This is a genomic window from Halorubrum salipaludis, assembly GCF_002286985.1.
Taxonomy (GTDB): domain Archaea; phylum Halobacteriota; class Halobacteria; order Halobacteriales; family Haloferacaceae; genus Halorubrum; species Halorubrum salipaludis.
The window spans coordinates 174,121-189,888 of sequence record NZ_NSKC01000002.1; the positions used below are offsets into that span (position 1 = coordinate 174,121).

13 protein-coding genes are annotated in these 15,768 nt (G+C 71.0%); 9 read left to right on the forward strand and 4 right to left on the reverse strand.

Annotated features, from left to right (window positions below):
- Window positions 1-3: 3 nt before the first annotated feature.
- Complete coding sequence (locus CK500_RS03575; RefSeq protein ID WP_095635878.1) at window positions 4-1,188, reverse strand: MFS transporter; 1,185 nt, start codon at window positions 1,186-1,188, stop codon at window positions 4-6.
- Window positions 1,189-1,288: 100 nt separating this feature from the next.
- Here CK500_RS03575 and CK500_RS17310 point away from each other — a divergent pair, with 100 nt between their 5' ends.
- Entirely contained in the window at window positions 1,289-1,459 is a 171-nt protein-coding gene (locus CK500_RS17310; protein WP_008849790.1) for an HVO_0758 family zinc finger protein, read from the forward strand.
- A gap of 478 nt (window positions 1,460-1,937) precedes the next feature.
- Here CK500_RS17310 and CK500_RS03580 read toward each other — a convergent pair whose 3' ends face one another.
- Both CK500_RS03580 and purD read right to left on the reverse strand, forming a co-directional pair.
- Window positions 1,938-2,444 (reverse strand): acyltransferase, encoded by a 507-nt coding sequence (locus CK500_RS03580; RefSeq protein ID WP_095636242.1) that lies wholly within the window; start codon window positions 2,442-2,444, stop codon window positions 1,938-1,940.
- 186 nt (window positions 2,445-2,630) lie between these two features.
- Window positions 2,631-3,914, reverse strand: coding sequence for a phosphoribosylamine--glycine ligase (gene purD / locus CK500_RS03585; protein ID WP_095635879.1), 1,284 nt, complete (start codon window positions 3,912-3,914; stop codon window positions 2,631-2,633).
- A gap of 128 nt (window positions 3,915-4,042) precedes the next feature.
- Between purD and CK500_RS03590 the strand changes: the two genes are divergently transcribed.
- Window positions 4,043-6,322, forward strand: coding sequence for a thioredoxin domain-containing protein (locus tag CK500_RS03590; RefSeq protein ID WP_095635880.1), 2,280 nt, complete (start codon window positions 4,043-4,045; stop codon window positions 6,320-6,322).
- Window positions 6,323-6,363: 41 nt separating this feature from the next.
- On the forward strand, window positions 6,364-7,473 hold the full coding sequence (locus CK500_RS03595) for a geranylgeranyl reductase family protein (protein ID WP_095635881.1): 1,110 nt from the start codon (window positions 6,364-6,366) through the stop codon (window positions 7,471-7,473).
- Between the two features lie 29 nt (window positions 7,474-7,502).
- On the opposite strand, the gene CK500_RS03600 is transcribed toward CK500_RS03595, so the two are convergent.
- Window positions 7,503-7,964 carry a TRAM domain-containing protein gene (locus tag CK500_RS03600; RefSeq protein WP_095635882.1) on the reverse strand — a complete coding sequence of 154 codons (462 nt, stop codon included), beginning with the start codon at window positions 7,962-7,964 and terminating at the stop codon, window positions 7,503-7,505.
- A 130-nt stretch (window positions 7,965-8,094) separates the two neighbouring features.
- On the opposite strand from CK500_RS03600, the gene CK500_RS03605 reads away from it, so the two are divergent.
- The 6 genes from CK500_RS03605 (at window position 8,095) to CK500_RS03630 (ending at window position 15,698) form a co-directional block, all read left to right on the forward strand.
- Window positions 8,095-9,333 (forward strand): mandelate racemase/muconate lactonizing enzyme family protein, encoded by a 1,239-nt coding sequence (locus CK500_RS03605; RefSeq protein WP_095635883.1) that lies wholly within the window; start codon window positions 8,095-8,097, stop codon window positions 9,331-9,333.
- A 209-nt stretch (window positions 9,334-9,542) separates the two neighbouring features.
- The gene (locus CK500_RS03610) at window positions 9,543-9,893 is read left to right on the forward strand and encodes a DUF2209 family protein (RefSeq protein WP_095635884.1); all 351 of its coding nucleotides are present in this window, start codon (window positions 9,543-9,545) and stop codon (window positions 9,891-9,893) included.
- The gene (hflX, locus tag CK500_RS03615; protein ID WP_095635885.1) at window positions 9,890-11,239 is read left to right on the forward strand and encodes a GTPase HflX; all 1,350 of its coding nucleotides are present in this window, start codon (window positions 9,890-9,892) and stop codon (window positions 11,237-11,239) included. The genes CK500_RS03610 and hflX overlap by 4 nt, the downstream gene beginning before the upstream one ends.
- Window positions 11,240-11,365: 126 nt before the next feature.
- The gene (acs, locus tag CK500_RS03620) at window positions 11,366-13,330 is read left to right on the forward strand and encodes an acetate--CoA ligase (protein WP_095635886.1); all 1,965 of its coding nucleotides are present in this window, start codon (window positions 11,366-11,368) and stop codon (window positions 13,328-13,330) included.
- 73 nt (window positions 13,331-13,403) lie between these two features.
- Window positions 13,404-13,640, forward strand: coding sequence for a DUF2061 domain-containing protein (locus CK500_RS03625; RefSeq protein WP_095635887.1), 237 nt, complete (start codon window positions 13,404-13,406; stop codon window positions 13,638-13,640).
- Between the two features lie 255 nt (window positions 13,641-13,895).
- A complete protein-coding gene (locus tag CK500_RS03630) occupies window positions 13,896-15,698 on the forward strand; it encodes a bacterio-opsin activator domain-containing protein (protein ID WP_095635888.1) in 1,803 nt (600 codons plus the stop codon).
- Window positions 15,699-15,768 lie beyond the last annotated feature (70 nt).

Sequence of the window (15,768 nt, forward strand, 5' to 3'; positions counted from 1 at the left end):
CGATCAGGCCGCGCGCTCCGCCCCCGCGGCGCCGCCGGGGACCCGACCGAGGCGCTCCAGGACCGCGTACGCGGCGACGACGACCGCGAGCCCCCCGGCGAGCGCGAGGAAGACGGCGTCGTAGCCGGCGCCGGCCTCGATCGCCTCGCCGACGACCCACGAGCCGGCCGCCTGCGTCGTCATCATCCCGGCGGAGAAGACGGCGTACGCCGACGCCCGCGACTCGTCCGGCAGCGACGCGAGCAGGTAGGTGTCGCTGGCGGGGAACAGCATGTGGATCGCGAAGCCGACGACGACGCTGGCGGCGACGACTGCGACCAGTCCCGAGGAGACGACCACGAAGACGACGCCGACGAGGAACGTCGACACGATGCCGAGCAGGTACGGGACGTGCGGGAGCCGGTCGGCGAGGTCGCCGGAGACGAGGAACGCCGGGACACCCGCGGCGAAGATCACCGTCAGCAGGTTCCGCGCGGTCGCCGCCGGGATCCCCTTGTCGATCATGTACAGCTCGTAGAAGTTGAAGAGCCCCTGCCAGACGAAGCTCGTGAGCCCCATCAGCACGACCCCGGCGAGGATCAGCTTCCACTCCGAGAGGGCGCCGGCGACGAAGTCCGTGTCGCCCGCGCCGGCGTCCGGGAGGTCGGTCCGGCGCGCGAGGGCGACGAAGACCGCGGTGGAGACGGCGGCGGCGAGCGCGAGCCCGTGGAAGGCGAGCCGCCAGTCGTACCAGAGCGCGACCGTCACGACCGGCGCGGCGGCGACGGCGGCGAGCTGGCTCGCCATCCCGTGCACGCCCATCACGCGCCCGACGCGGGTCGGGAACAGCTCCGAGATGAAGGGGTTGGCGGCGACGAAGTAGACGCCGGACGCCAAGCCGATCGCGAACGCCGCGGTCATCAGCGTCGGCACGCCCGGCGCCAGTGCGACGCCGAGCGCGCCGAGCGTCAGCATCGCTCCCGAGACGAGGATCACGAACTGGCGAGAGAAGCGCGTCAGCGCCCAGCCCGCCGGGAGTCGCGGGGCCGCCGAGCCGAGCCACGCGAGCGTGACGATCAGTCCCGCCGTTCCCTCGCCGATCGCGAACTCGCCGATGAACTCCCCCACGAGGGGGGCGAACACGACCCGCGCGAAGTTGACGAGGAAGACGATCGCACACAGGGACCCGAACAGCCGACTCCGTGACACGGGCGCCGTTGTCGACGGCGGGAGACAAGGGTTGCGAAAGCGACGCGTCCGACCGGCGTCGTACGGGGTTTTTATACGCTCACGCGATCAACTTCGAGCCATGAAATCGACGCGGAAGGGCCTTCGCGACGGCGACCTGTTCAAAGACACCTACGAGCGGTTGAACTGCGCCGACTGCGAGAAGGTGTTGAAAAAGCAGAACGACCCGGACGAGGTGTTCTCCGTCCGCGTCTGCCCCGAGTGCGAGGCGACGTTTAAAGAGCTGCGCTGACGAGTTCTCCGTCCTTCGTACCGTCGCTGAAGTCGATGGTCCCCGCGTCCCCGTGCCGCCTTCTCGGCCGCATCGCGTCCGTCTCCAGACGCGATGACGACTGACGCGACCGATCACCGCGGATAACACCTCGATCGACTGCGGGAGTGGGTATAGCAAACTGGCTGATCGATTGTTTATAAGTGGAGTTGTGGTGTTGCTGTCGGCTGTTTATAAGTGATCGACGGTGTTGCGGTGAAGACCTGCAAAGCCCCAATCGCGAGGGCGCCGCACGCTCGCTGCGCGCCTCGCTGCCGCTCGCTACGCTCGCGGCGTCCCTCGCGCGCGCTCCTCGCGCCTTATCAGGGCGCGCGGAGGCGCGCGCCACCGCAACAGCCGTTTTTAAGTAATCGTCGCCGCCGCTCACGCCCCGTTTAAATACGATATCGCTCTCCTCGATCTGCAAGACCCACCCCCGCTATCGGTCGAGACGATCCGATCAGTCGCCGCCCCCGGCCGCGCCGCTCTCCCCGTCCGCTCGCGAGACGACCTCTGCCGGCACGCCGGCGACCGTCGTTCCGGGCGGTACGTCCTCGGCGACGAGGGAGTTGGCGGCGACCTGCGCGCTCTCGCCGATCGTGACGCCCGGGAGGACGACCGCTCCCGCGCCGATCATTGCGCGGTCCTCGACGACCACGTCGCCGAGCCGGTACTCGTCTTGGAGGAACTCGTGACAGAGCAGGGTGGCGTCGTAGCCGACGATGGCGTCGTCGCCGACCGCGATCCGCTCGGGCCAGAACACGTCCGGCGTCGACTCCAACCCCCACGAGACGCCGGCGCCGACCGTGACGCCGATCCGGCGCAACAGCCAGTTCTTCAGCCGGAGGCTCGGGCAGATCCGCGCGAGCACGATCACGACGTAGTTGCGGACGACCGCGAGCGGCGACTTCGCGTCGGGCCACGACCACAGGGAGTTCCGCACGCCGCCGGTCGGGTGGCGCTCCAGCCGATCGGTGCGGTGGCCGCCGGACTCCGCCTCGTCCGTCTCGGACCCCGCGCCGGCGGTCTCGGACCCCGCGCCGCCCGTTCCAGACCCCGCGCCGTCGGTGTGGGCGGCGTCGGAATCTCCGTCCTCGTGAGTCACGGACGCCCGTTCGGGCGGCTCCGGTAAAAGGGTCGCTGACGCGGCGCGCTACTCCCGCAGCTCGGCCATGTGGTCGATCCGGCGCTGGACGAGATCCGCTTTGCCGATGTCGTGGCGGATGCGGACCCGGTCGCCGGCGGCGGCGAGCGCGTCCTCGGCCTGGGCCTCCGCGGCCGCGATGGAATCGCCGCGGCCGACGACCGCGAACGACCGCGAGGTGGTGGTGTACAGTCCGTCCTCGCGCTCGTCGACGCTCGCGTAGTAGAGGAGCGCGTCGCCGACGCTCTCCTCGTCGACCGCGACCTCCGCGCCCGCGTCGGGGTCGGTCGGGTACCCCTCCGGGACCGCGTACTTACAGACGGTCGCCTCGCCGGAGAAGGCGAGTTCGGGGAGGTCGTCGCCGTCGCGCGCGGCGGTGAGCACGTCGAGGAAGGGGGTCTCTAGGACGGGGAGCGTGTTCATCGCCTCGGGGTCGCCGAAGCGCGCGTTGAACTCGACGACCTTCGGGCCCGCGTCCGTGAGCATGAACTGGCCGTAGAGGACGCCCTTGTAGTCGGGCAGCGCGTCGACGACCGCCTCCAGCACGTCGACGGCGGCGTCGTAGTCGCCCTCGGCCATGAACGGGAGCGAGAGCCCGGTGTCTGTGTACGAGCCCATCCCGCCGGTGTTCGGCCCCTCGTCGCCCTCGTAGGCGCGCTTGTGGTCCTGCACCGCGGGGGTCGTGCGGAGCTCGCCGTTCGCGACGAACGCCTGCACCGTGAACTCCTCGCCGACGAGGCGCTCCTCGAGCACGACCCGATCGTAGTCGGAGTCGCGGAGGTACGCCTTGGCCTCCTCCGCCGTCACCTGATCGCCGATCACCTTCACGCCCTTGCCGCCGGTGAGCCCGGCCGGCTTCACCGCGAGGTCGCCGTCGTACGCGTCGATGTGCTCGCAAGCGGCCTCGATGTCGTCGAACACCGCGTAGTCCGGGCAGCCGGGAACGCCCGCCTCGTCCATGAACTCGCGCTGGTACGCCTTGTCCGTCTCCAGGCGCGCCTCCTCGGCCCGCGGGCCGAACGCGTACACGCCCGCCTCGTCGAGGGCGTCGGCGACCCCCGACTCCAGCGCCGACTCCGGCCCGATCACGGCCAGGTCCGCGCCGACCGCGGTCGCGTAGTCGGCGACCGCCGCGGCGTCGGTCTCGTCGATCGTCTCGAACCCGTCCGCGAGCCGGCGGATCCCCGGGTTCCGGTTGCTCGCGCAGGCGTACAGCGCGCAGTCGTCGGCGACGGCGCGGGCGATCGCGTGCTCGCGTCCGCCGCCCCCCACCAAGAGTACGGTCTCCGTCATGTGCGACCGATCACTACACGGTAGTGTAAGCTTTACTCTCCATCTGCGTTCGGATATACATGTTCGTGCAGTACTTCCGGCGGGCGCTCGTGTGACGGGTTTTTGCCGCGCCGGGCCGAATCGGACGTATGTCACAGCCGACCGAGCGGAACCGTCTCGACGGGGAGGCGAGTCCGTACCTCCGACAGCACGCGGACAACCCCGTCAACTGGCAGCCGTGGGGCGAGGAGGCGTTCGAGCGCGCCCGGGAGCACGACGTGCCGGTGTTCGTCTCGATCGGGTACTCCTCGTGCCACTGGTGTCACGTGATGGCCGAGGAGAGTTTCGAGGACGAGGCGGTCGCGGAGGTGCTCAACGAGGAGTTCGTACCGATCAAAGTCGACCGCGAGGAGCGGCCCGACGTCGACAGCACCTTCATGACCGTCTCGCAGCTCGTCACCGGCGGGGGCGGGTGGCCGCTCTCGGCGTGGTGTACGCCCGAGGGAGAGCCGTTCTACGTGGGGACCTACTTCCCGCCGGAGCCGCGCCGGAACCAGCCCGGGTTCCGTGACCTCTGCGAGCGCATCGCCGACTCGTGGGCGGACCCGGAGCAGCGCGAGGAGATGAAGCGGCGCGCCGACCAGTGGACGACGAGCGCCCGCGACGAGCTGGAGTCGGTGCCGGAGTCGGAGCCCGTCGGCGACGCGGACGTCGCTGGGGACGCCCCCGACGCCGAGGCGCCCGGCCCCGACCTCCTCGACGAGGCCGCGGCCGCGGCGATCCGCGGGTACGACGACGAGTACGGCGGGTTCGGGGGCGGCGGCGCGAAGTTTCCGATGCCGGGCCGGATCGACGTGCTCATGCGGGCGTACGCGCGGACCGGCCGCGACGCCGCGCTCACCGCCGCGACGGGCACCCTCGACGGGATGGCCCGCGGCGGGATGTACGACCAGATCGGCGGGGGATTCCACCGGTACGCGGTCGACCGCCAGTGGACGGTCCCGCACTTCGAGAAGATGCTCTACGACAACGCGGAGCTCCCGATGGCGTTCCTCGACGCCACCCGGCTCACGGGCGACGCCTCGTACGCCCGGGTCGCGAGCGAGACCCTCGGCTTCCTCGACCGCGAGCTCCGCCACGAGGACGGCGGGTTCTTCAGCACGCTCGACGCCCGGAGCCGACCGCCCGAGAGCCGGCGCGGTGACGCGGGCTCCGACGGGAGCGACGCCGACGCTGCCGACGTCGAGGGGGCCTTCTACGTCTGGACGCCCGGCGAGGTCGACGCCGTCCTCGACGAGCCCGCGGCGTCGCTCGCGAAGGACCGGTACGGGATCGAACCCGGCGGGAACTTCGAGCGGGGCACGACTGTCCCCACGATCGCGGCGACGGTCGCGGAGCTCGCCGACGAGCACGACATGTCCGCGGAAGCGGTCCGTGAGACCCTGACCGAGGCCCGCGTCGCCCTCTTCGAGGCGCGTGAGTCGCGGCCGCGGCCCGCCCGCGACGAGAAGGTGCTCGCGGCGTGGAACGGCCGGGCGATCTCCGCGTTCGCCGCCGCCGGACAGGTTCTCGGCGAGCCGTACGCCGAGATCGCGAGCGACGCGCTCGCGTTCTGCCGCGAACGGCTGTACGACGAGGAGACCGGCGACCTCGCGCGGCGCTGGCTCGACGGCGACGTGCGCGGTCCGGGCTACCTCGACGACCACGCGTTCCTCGCGCGCGGCGCGCTCGACACCTACGCCGCCACCGGCGACCCGGAGGCGCTCGGCTTCGCGCTCGATCTGGCGGAGGCGATCGTCGCGGACTTCTACGACGACGATGACGGCACGATCTACTTCACGCGGGATCCCGACGAGACCGCAGGAGGGGGAGACAGCGAGGCGCAACGCGCCTCTGGCAGCCGGACGCAGTCCGGCGACAACACCCTCTTCGCCCGCCCGCAGGAGTTCACCGACCGGTCGACCCCGTCGAGCCTCGGCGTGGCCGCGGAGACGCTCGCGGTCCTCGACGGGTTCCGGACCGACCGCGAGTTCGCCGACGTGGCGGAGCGTGTCGTGACGACCCACTCCGACCGGATCCGCGCGAGCCCGCTTGAGCACGTCTCCTTAGTGCGCGCGGCCGACCGCGTCGCGTCCGGCGGGATCGAGGTGACCGTCGCCGCCGACGCGGTGCCGGACGCGTGGCGCGAGACGCTCGGCGAGCGCTACCTGCCGGGCGCGCTCGTCGCCCCGCGCCCGCCGACCGACGACGGGCTGGCGGCGTGGCTCGACCGGCTCGGGATGGACGAGGCGCCGCCGATCTGGGCCGACCGCGACGCGGTCGACGGCGAGCCGACCGCCTACGTCTGCGAGGGCCGGACGTGCTCGCCTCCGGAGACCGACCTCGACGCGGCGCTGGAGTGGCTGGCGGCGCGGGAGCGGTCCGAGTAGGCCGCGTCGCAGTTATAAGTCCCCGTCACCACGCTCCCTCCATGCACGATTTCGTCGTCGTGGGCGCGGGGCCGCCGGGGTCGCGGTTCGCCCGGCGCGCCGCCGCGGCCGGCCGCGACGTCGTCGTCTTCGAGAAGGGGTCGGTCGGGACCCCGCTGGCCTGCTCCGGACACGTCTCCGACGACGTGTGGGAGTACGTCCCGGACGACGCGCGCGGCGAGCTCCTCCAGAACCGGGTGTACGGCGCGCGCTTCCACGTCGGCGGGCCCGGGTCGAAGGCGTATCCCTTCTACAAGCCCGAGCCCGTCTCGAACGTGATCGACCGCGTCGGGCTCGACCGGACCCTCGCCGACTGCGCGCGGGAGGCCGGCGCGGACGTGCGAGAGGACCACACGGTCGTCGGCGTCGACGAGCGCGACGATCGGGTCGTCGTCGAGGTCCGGACGCCCGCGGGCGACGTGGAGGAGGTCGCGGCGCGGATGGTCGCCGGCTGCGACGGCCCCACGTCGCGGGTCCGGCGGTCGCTCGACCTCCCCGAGCCGGACGAGCTGCTCCACGGGGTGCTCGCGTTCGACGACGCGCCGGACGACGGCGACCTCGTCGACGTTCACCTCACCGCCCCGACGTTCTTCGCGTGGCGGATCCCCCGCGGCGACGCGGGCGTGGAGTACGGGCTCGCGGCGCCGCCGAGCGACGACGTGTCCGCGATGTTCGACCGGCTCACCGACGCCTACGACGTGACGACGGACCGGTTCTGCTCGGGGGCGATCCCGATCGGTCCCCCCGAGCGCGTGACGACCGACCGGGCGTTCCTGATCGGCGACGCCGCCGCGCAGACGAAGCCGTTCACCGGCGGGGGGATCCTCTACGGGATGACCGCGGCGGACGTGGCGGCCGAGGCGATCGACCCCGACGACCCCGCGACGCTCGCCCACTACGAGTCCGGGTGGCGGGAGGCGATCGGCACCGAGATCCGGCTCGGCGCGGCGATCCGCCGGTGTTACTCCCTCCCAGAGCCGGTCCAGCGGGCCGGGCTGCGGGCGCTGTCGGGCGAGATCGGCGTCCACATGGACCGGCCGAGCTCCTTCTTCTCGCCGGGGCACCTCAGGAAGCTGTTCTCGCGGAGCGACCCCGAGGACGCGCCGCGGTAGACGACCTCGCCGGACGAGAGAGAAGAGACCTACTCCCCGACGACTTCCGCGAACGAGACGTTCTCGCGGACGCTCGTGATCTCGACGGTCGGCTCGTCGCCCGGCTCGGAGTCCGGGACGATGACGACGTACCCCCGCTCGATCTTCGCGATCCCGTCGCCCTTGTCGCCGAGCGTCTCGATCGTCACCTCTCGCACGTCGCCCTCGGAGACCGGCGGGCCGGAGGCTTCGGCGTCGGTCGCCGCTCGCGTCGTCGTCGACGCTGGGCTTCCCCCCGCGCCGTTGGTGGCGACGGCGCCGGCGTCGTCGGCCGCGACGGTCGCGCCGCCGTCGTCCCCCTCCCGTTTGATCAGGGCGACCCGGTACGACTCGCCCGCCTCGATCGTCCCGTGTTCGATCTCCGTGGCGGGGATCCGAACGACGTGCTCGTCGCCGCGCTCCTCTACTGTCCCGGTAAAGAGACACTTCAGCGAATCCGTGAGTTCGACCATGCGGATAGTTGCGGACACGTCAATGAAAAACCCCCTATTTACGCGGGGGACGGAAAGCGGCGTTCGCGCCGAGCGAACCCTCCCTCAGAGGAACATAAACGTTTACCCTGTTCCGAATGAATCGCCGTCTATGAGCCGAAACTACGAGTCGCTCCACGACCCGAACGCGGAGTACACGATGCGGGAACTCTCCGCCGAAACGATGGGGACCACGGGCTCGCGCGGCGGCGGGCGCGACGTCGAGATCACGGACGTACAAACGACGATGGTCGACGGGAACTTCCCGTGGACGCTGGTCCGCGTGTACACGGACGCGGGCGTCGTCGGCACCGGCGAGGCGTACTGGGGCGCCGGCGTCCCCGAGCTGATCGAGCGCATGAAGCCGTTCGTGATCGGCGAGAACCCGCTCGACATCGACCGGCTCTACGAGCACCTCATTCAGAAGATGTCGGGCGAGGGCTCCGTCGAGGGCGTCACCGTCACCGCGATCTCCGGGATCGAGGTCGCGCTCCACGACGCCGCCGGCAAGATCCTCGACGTGCCCGCCTACCAGCTGCTCGGCGGCAAGTACCGCGACAAGATGCGCGTGTACTGCGACTGCCACACCGAGGAGGAGGCCGACCCCGAGGCGTGCGCCGACGAGGCCGAGCGCGTCGTCGACGAGCTCGGCTACGACGCCCTGAAGTTCGATCTGGACGTGCCGAGCGGCTTCGAGAAGGACCGCGCGAACCGCCACCTCCGTCCCGGCGAGATCCGCCACAAGGCGGAGATCGTCGAGACGGTCACCGAGCGCGTGAAGGACAAGGCCGACGTGGCCTTCGACTGCCACTGGACGTTCTCGGGCGGCTCCGCGAAGCGCCTCGCGGACGCCATTGAGGAGTACGACGTGTGGTGGCTCGAAGACCCCGTCCCGCCGGAGAACCTCGAGGTGCAGGAGGAAGTGACGAAGAACACGATCACGCCGATCACGGTCGGCGAGAACCGCTACCGCGTCACGGAGCTCCGCCGCCTCATCGAGAACCAGGCGGTCGACATCGTCGCGCCCGACCTGCCGAAGGTCGGCGGCATGCGTGAGACCCGCAAGATCGCGGACGTGGCGAACCAGTACTACGTCCCGGTCGCGATGCACAACGTCGCCTCCCCGATCGCGACGATGGCGGCGGCCCACGTCGGCACCTCCATCCCGAACTCGCTGGCGATCGAGTACCACTCCTACGAGCTCGGCTGGTGGGAGGATCTGGTCGAGGAGGACGTCATCGAGGACGGCTACATCGAGGTGCCGGAGAAGCCCGGGATCGGCCTCACGCTCGACATGGACACCGTCGAGGAGCACATGGTCGAGGGCGAGACGCTGTTCGACGAAGCCTAGCGAAGCCGACCCGTCACGCGGCGTTATTTATCAGCGATCGTCGCCGACGACGCGGTTACTTTTGAGTACTACCTCGATCCCGACCACGGAAACGTTCAATTCGCCGGGCGGCCTATCGGAGCGTATGGACACGACAGCCCCCGCGACGGAGCCGCGTTCCGACCGAACCGAGGTGGCGGGCGCCCGCCCCTGAGGTCGTCGGCGTCGACATCAGCGGTCGCCACGAGGAGGCCGGCGAGTACCTGATGGTCGCGGCCGCGGTCCACGCCCGGATCGACTCGACGCGGATCCGGTCGGTCGAGGGGATGGGTTTTGCCGCCGTGCGCGAGGGGCCGACCCTCGAGGCGACCGTCGCCCTCACGGCGGAGGCGGTCGGGGACCTCCCGGAGCCGCCCGAGGGACCGATCGTCGCCGAACACGGCGAGTTCTACGAGGAGCCCGCCGAGCGGGTGGGGCTGAGTTTCCAACCCGAGTTTAAATACGTCGAGAGCATAGGGGAGCGCGAAACAGTGCAGGCAGCACACCACGCCGCGTACGCCGCCCGGGACCTCCTGTTATGACCGGGAGCACTCAGGGGACGGCGACCGACACCGAGCCGACCGCCGCGGAGAAGCGCGCGGTCGTCGCCAAGCGCGTCGAGTCCGGATCGGCGGACCTGACCGAGATCAGCCAGCTCGCGGCCGCCGCAGGCTACGACGTGGTCGGCGAACTCACCCAGACCCGGACCGAGGACGCCGCGTTCATGTTCGGGAAGGGGAAGGTCGCGGAGCTCCGCGACCTGGTCCGCCGGACCGACGCGACCGCCGTGATCGTCGACAACGACGTGGGGCCGTACCAGACGTTCAACATCGGGGGCGAGCTCCCCGAGGGCGTCGAGGTGATCGACCGGTTCACGCTCATCCTCGAGATCTTCGGGCAGCGCGCGAACACCCGGAAGGCCCAGCTGCAGGTCGAGCTCGCGGAGCTGCGGTACGAGCTCCCGCGCGCCGAGGCGAAGGCGAGCCTCGCGAAGCGCGACGAGCGGCCGGGGTTCATGGGGCTCGGCGAGTACGACGAGAGCGTCGAGCGCGACATCAAACGCCAGATATCGGAGATCCGCGACGAGCTCGAGTCGATCGCGGAGAAGGAGGAGGCGCGGCGCGAGCAGCGCCGCGACTCCGGGTTCGACCTGGTCGCGCTCGCGGGCTACACCAACGCCGGCAAGTCGACGCTGATGCGGCGACTCGCGGCCGAGATCGATGTCGACGAAAACGCCGAGCGTCACCCCGACCTCGACACGACCGCGGAGTCGCAGGACATGCTCTTTACCACCCTCGGCACCACCACCCGCCGGGCCGAGATGGAGAAGCGCGACGTACTCTTAACCGACACGGTCGGGTTCATCGCGGACCTCCCCCACTGGCTGGTGGAGTCGTTCGAGTCGACGCTCGACTCGGTGTACCGCGCCGACCTCGTGCTGCTCGTCGTCGACGCGAGCGAGCCGGTCGAGGAGATGCGCGAGAAGCTCGTCACGAGCCACGACACCCTCTACGAGCGCAACGAGGCGCCGATCGTCACGGTGTTCAACAAGGTCGACCGGCTGGCGCCGGGCGAGCTGGCGGACAAGCGCGCCGCGCTCTCGGGGGTCGCGCCCGACCCCATCGCCGTCTCGGCGAAGACGGGCGCCGGCGTCGCGGAGCTCCGCGACCGCGTCGAGGCCGAGCTGCCGGACTGGGAGCGCGAGCGGCTCGTCCTTCCCCTCTCCGACGACGCGATGAGCCTCGTCTCGTGGGTCCACGACCACGGCCACGTCGAGGCGGAGACGTACGCGGACGACCAGGTCACGCTCGACTTCGAGGCGAAGCCGTCGATCGTCGCGCGCGCTCGGTCGAAGGCGGCCGGGCTCGCGCCAGCGGAGTCGACGTAGGATTCTGGCTCTCTGTCGGCTCCGGTCTCCACCACCCTTCGTCGGCTCCGGTCCCCCGTTTCCGATCGGTTCCGGGCGCCGGGTTCGCGGACAAAGTATACATTCCTTCGATTGTGAGGTAGTATCATGGATTACGCCGGAGTCGACGGCCGGCGGACGGACGAGGCCGCCGCCGGCGACGACGAGGAGGTCGTCGAGCCGCCCGCCGCGTTCAGCGACCGGGCCGTCGCGAGCGACCCGGAGCTGTACGCGGCCTTCGCGGAGGAGGGACCCGAGGCGTGGCGCCGCGCCGCCGACCTTCTCGAGTGGGAGCGTCCCTACGAGACCGTCCTCGACGACAGCGACCCGCCCTTCTACGAGTGGTTCCCGGACGGGCGGCTCAACGCCGCGGCGAACTGCGTCGACCGCCACCTCGACGAGCGCCGGAACCAGCTCGCGATCCGCTGGTTCGGCAAGCGCGGGGAGCGGCGGTCGTACACCTACCTCGACCTCCACCGCGAGGTGAACGCGCTCGCGGCCGGACTGCGGGAGCTGGGCGTCGAGGAGGACGACGTGGTGACGTTATACCTCCCGATGATCCCGGAGCTGCCGATCGCGATGCTGGCCTGTGCCCGGATCGGCGCGCCCCACAACGTCGTCTTCGCGGGGCTGTCGGCCGAGGCGCTCGCGACCCGGATCGACGCCGCCGACTCGGAGTACCTCGTCACCTGCGACGGCTACTACCGCCGGGAGGACGCGTTCAACCAGAAGTCGAAGGCGGACAACGCCCGGCTCCGGGCGGACGCCGACCTCTCGGCGACGGTGGTCGTCGACCGGCTCGGCGACGCGCTCGACGTGACCCTCGGGGACGGCGAACACGAGTACGAGGCGCTCGTGGACGCCCACGACGGGGAGGCGGTCGAGCCGGTCGCGCGCGACGCCACCGACCTGCTCTTCGTGATGTACACCTCCGGGACCACGGGGCGCCCGAAGGGCGTCGAGCACGCCACCGGCGGCTACCTCTCGCACGTCGCGTGGACGACCCGGAACGTGCTCGACGTGCGCCCCGACGACACCTACTGGTGCGCGGCCGACATCGGCTGGATCACGGGCCACTCCTACGGCGTATACGGCCCTCTCTCCGTCGGGACCACGACCCTCCTCTACGAGGGCTCGCCCGACTACCCCGACCGGGACCGCGTGTGGGACCTGATCGAGCGCAACGCCGTCAGCGTCTTCTACACCTCGCCGACCGCGATCCGCTCGTTCATGAAGTGGGGCGCGGAGTACCCCGAGGCCCACGACCTGTCGTCGATCCGCCTGCTGGGGACGGTCGGCGAGTCGATCACCCCGAAGGCGTGGCGCTGGTACCGCGAGCACGTCGGGGGCGGCGAGGCGCCGATCGTCGACACGTGGTGGCAGACCGAGACGGGCGCCATCTCGCTGGCGACGCTGCCGGGGGTCACGCCGATGAAGCCCGGCAAGGTCGGGCCGCCCCTGCCGGGGATCGACGCGCGCGTCGTCGACGAGGACGGCGAGCCCGTCGACCCCGGCGAGCCTGGCTACCTCACGATCGCCGCCCCGTGGCCGGGGATGCTCCGCGGGCTCCGCGAGGGCGACGAGCGCTACCGGCGAGAGTACTGGCTGGAGGGCGAGGACGGATGGCGGTACCGCACCGGCGACGGCGCCACCGTCGACGAGGACGGCTACGTGACCATCCTCGGCCGCGTCGACGACGTGATCAACGTCCGGACCCACCGGTTCAACACCGCGGAGCTTGAGTCGGCCATCGTCGGGTGCGACGGCGTCACGGAGGCCGCGGTCGTCGGCGACGACGACGGGCGGATCGTCGCGTACGTCACGACCCGCGGCGACGTCGACCCGGACGGATCCCTCCGCGAGGAGATCGGAGAGCGGCTGGCGCGGGCGGTCGGCGACGTGGCGCGTCCCGATCGGATCGTGTTCACGCCGGATCTCCCGAAGACCCGGTCCGGAAAGATCATGCGCCGCCTGCTGGAGGACATCGCGCGGGGCGACGAGTTCGGCGACGTGAGTGCCCTCCGCAATCCCGAGGTGGTCGGCGAGATCGAGTCGACGGTTCGCAGCGAGTAACTCATACTGGTTACGTTTCTACGGTTTAGAAATGTCTATGGGTTTCTTATTGCTGTAGGCCGTTTGGCGTTCCATGAGCTCTCTCATCTCGCGCACGCCGCTCCATGCGCGGAAGCGAGCGCTCGCCAAAACCCTCTGCTACCGGGCGCTCATGGTGGCGATCACCGTTCTGGTGGCGTGGGTCGTCGTCGGCGACGTCAGCGACGCCGTGAACATCGGGCTGGTCGCCAACGTGGTGAAGACAATAACCTACTACAGTTACGAGCGACTGTGGGACCGCGTCTCGTGGGGCGTCGCCGACCGGGCCTGATCCGGGGAACTCGGAGAGCCGCCGAGGCGATCCGGATCGAGTGTCCCGACACGGACAACGGTCCCGTTTCGATCGTTATTTCGGAACTCAATCTATAAGCGAAACGTATTCTCGACGTGTCGCGCCCACTGAGGCTCGAATCGGCGACTGCGAGCGGACGGCGAGTTCGGGAACGGAAGAGAACGGCTGAATATCCGATATCGAACGGCAACAGGGGAAAGACTTACTTCGCTTTTCTGAGTGTACGCGAAACGAATGGCCGACGGACTGGACGACGAGGCGTACGAGGCGCTCGTGACCGCGGCGGAGACGTACCGCGCCGCGCTGACCGTCCGCCTCGCCGGTGAGGCCGGCCTCCGGACCGGCGAGATCACGCGCGTCGCCCCGCGTCACCTCCGGGAGCCGGAGGGCGACGCGGACCTCTCCGTGCTCGCGGTCCCGTCCGACGACGCGGCGACGGGTGTGGAGGCGGGTGCAGACGACGGCTCCGAGTCGGAGGCCGCGGCGCGTGACGGGAGCCCGATCGACCGCGAGACGGCAGTTCCGGCGTCGCTGGCGGCGGAGCTGCGGCGGTACGCCGAGAGCGCCGACCTCGGGGAGTCGGAGCCGTTCGTCGACGTGTCGCCCCGCCGCGTCCAGATGATCGTGAGCGAGACCGCGGAGCGCGCGGCGGCGCGGACCGACGGCCTCGTCGACCCCGGGGTTACCCCGCGGGACCTGCGGCGGACCTTCGCGCGGCGGCTCCTCGTCGACCGCGGCGTCGACCCCCACGCCGTCCGCGAGGCCGGGGGCTGGGAGACGATGGCGACGCTCGACGGCTACCTCGGACCGCTCGACGGGGAGGCGATCGCCGAGGCGTTCGGCGGCGACGGTGTCGGTTCGCCGGACGGATCGGGGGCGATGACGGCGCCGACCGCGCTCGGCGGGTTCGAGGCGCTCGCGGACCGCGAGGGGCGGGAGGACCCCCTCGCGGCGGTCCCGGACGGGGTCGTCGAGGCCGACCGCTGGGCCGAGTCGTGGGTCGTTCGCAGGGCGGGCGACCGCGACCGCGTCGAGATCGCGGGCGCGGCCGGCGTCGGTCGGGAGGCGCTCCGCGACCGCGGCGCGACCGCCGAGGGCCCGTGGCGGGACGCGGTCGCGGAGGGGGAGCCGGTCGCGACCGAGGGGGCGACCGCGACCGCGGGGCGGCCGGCGATCGCGGTCCCCGTTCGGTACCGCGACGTGACCCACGGCGCGCTGTGCGTCGTCGCCGGCGGAGACGCTCCGATTTCCCCCGTCTCGTCGGCGGAGCGGCGTGAGATCGCGGCGCTCGGTCAGTGCCTCGGATGGGCGGTGACCGCGGGGCGCTGGCGCGACCTGCTCCACTCCGACGCGGTGACCGAGGTGGAGTTCCACACCGGCGACGAGGGGGCGTTCCTCGCCCGCGCGAGCGCGGCGCTCGGCTGCCGGATCGGGCTGGCCTCGACGGTGGCGGTCGACGACGACGCCTCCCGCTTCTACCTCTCGGTCGAGGGCGCGCGGCCGCAGGCGCTCGCCGACGTGATCGCCGGCGCGTCCGGCGTCTCCGACCTCCGCGTGATCGAGACCCGCGAGGACGGCTGCGACGTGTCAGCGCGCGTGGCGGGCGGGTCCGCGGTCCGGACGCTCACCGAACACGGCGCGACCGTCCGCGACGCGACCGCCGAGGACGGGCGAGTCCGGGTCGTCGCCGACCTCCCGGAGGGGGCCGACGTCCGCCCCGTCGCCGACGGGTTCCGAGACGCCTTCGCCGACGCGCGGCTCGCGAGCAAGGAGTCGGTGCCGCGGTCGCCCCGGAGCGAGGACTCGCTGCGGGAGGGCGTCGCCGACCGGTTCACCGACAGGCAGTGGGCGGCGCTGTCGGCCGCGTACCACGGCGGCTACTTCGACTGGCCGCGGGGGAGCACCGCCGAGGAGGTCGCCGACGCCATGGACGTCTCCTCCCCGACGTTCCACAACCACCTCCGGAAGGCACAGCGCAGGCTGCTCGACGAGCTCTTCGAAGACGGTCGTCGGACGCGGCGCCCCGATCGGGAGTGAATCGGCTCCGAGGCGGTCGGAGCGTTCCGAATTACACCGCGTATCTATAACGATTTTTCGTATTTAGCGC

What these genes read in the sequence shown, in the direction of transcription:
- CK500_RS17310 (WP_008849790.1), top strand. Translation starts at nt 1,289, where the DNA reads ATGAAATCGACGCGGAAGGGCCTTCGCGACGGCGACCTGTTCAAAGAC.
- purD (WP_095635879.1), bottom strand. Translation starts at nt 3,914, where the DNA reads ATGACGGAGACCGTACTCTTGGTGGGGGGCGGCGGACGCGAGCACGCG.
- CK500_RS03590 (WP_095635880.1), top strand. Translation starts at nt 4,043, where the DNA reads ATGTCACAGCCGACCGAGCGGAACCGTCTCGACGGGGAGGCGAGTCCG.
- CK500_RS03595 (WP_095635881.1), top strand. Translation starts at nt 6,364, where the DNA reads ATGCACGATTTCGTCGTCGTGGGCGCGGGGCCGCCGGGGTCGCGGTTC.
- CK500_RS03600 (WP_095635882.1), bottom strand. Translation starts at nt 7,964, where the DNA reads ATGGTCGAACTCACGGATTCGCTGAAGTGTCTCTTTACCGGGACAGTA.
- CK500_RS03605 (WP_095635883.1), top strand. Translation starts at nt 8,095, where the DNA reads ATGAGCCGAAACTACGAGTCGCTCCACGACCCGAACGCGGAGTACACG.
- hflX (WP_095635885.1), top strand. Translation starts at nt 9,890, where the DNA reads ATGACCGGGAGCACTCAGGGGACGGCGACCGACACCGAGCCGACCGCC.
- acs (WP_095635886.1), top strand. Translation starts at nt 11,366, where the DNA reads ATGGATTACGCCGGAGTCGACGGCCGGCGGACGGACGAGGCCGCCGCC.
- CK500_RS03625 (WP_095635887.1), top strand. Translation starts at nt 13,404, where the DNA reads ATGAGCTCTCTCATCTCGCGCACGCCGCTCCATGCGCGGAAGCGAGCG.
- CK500_RS03630 (WP_095635888.1), top strand. Translation starts at nt 13,896, where the DNA reads ATGGCCGACGGACTGGACGACGAGGCGTACGAGGCGCTCGTGACCGCG.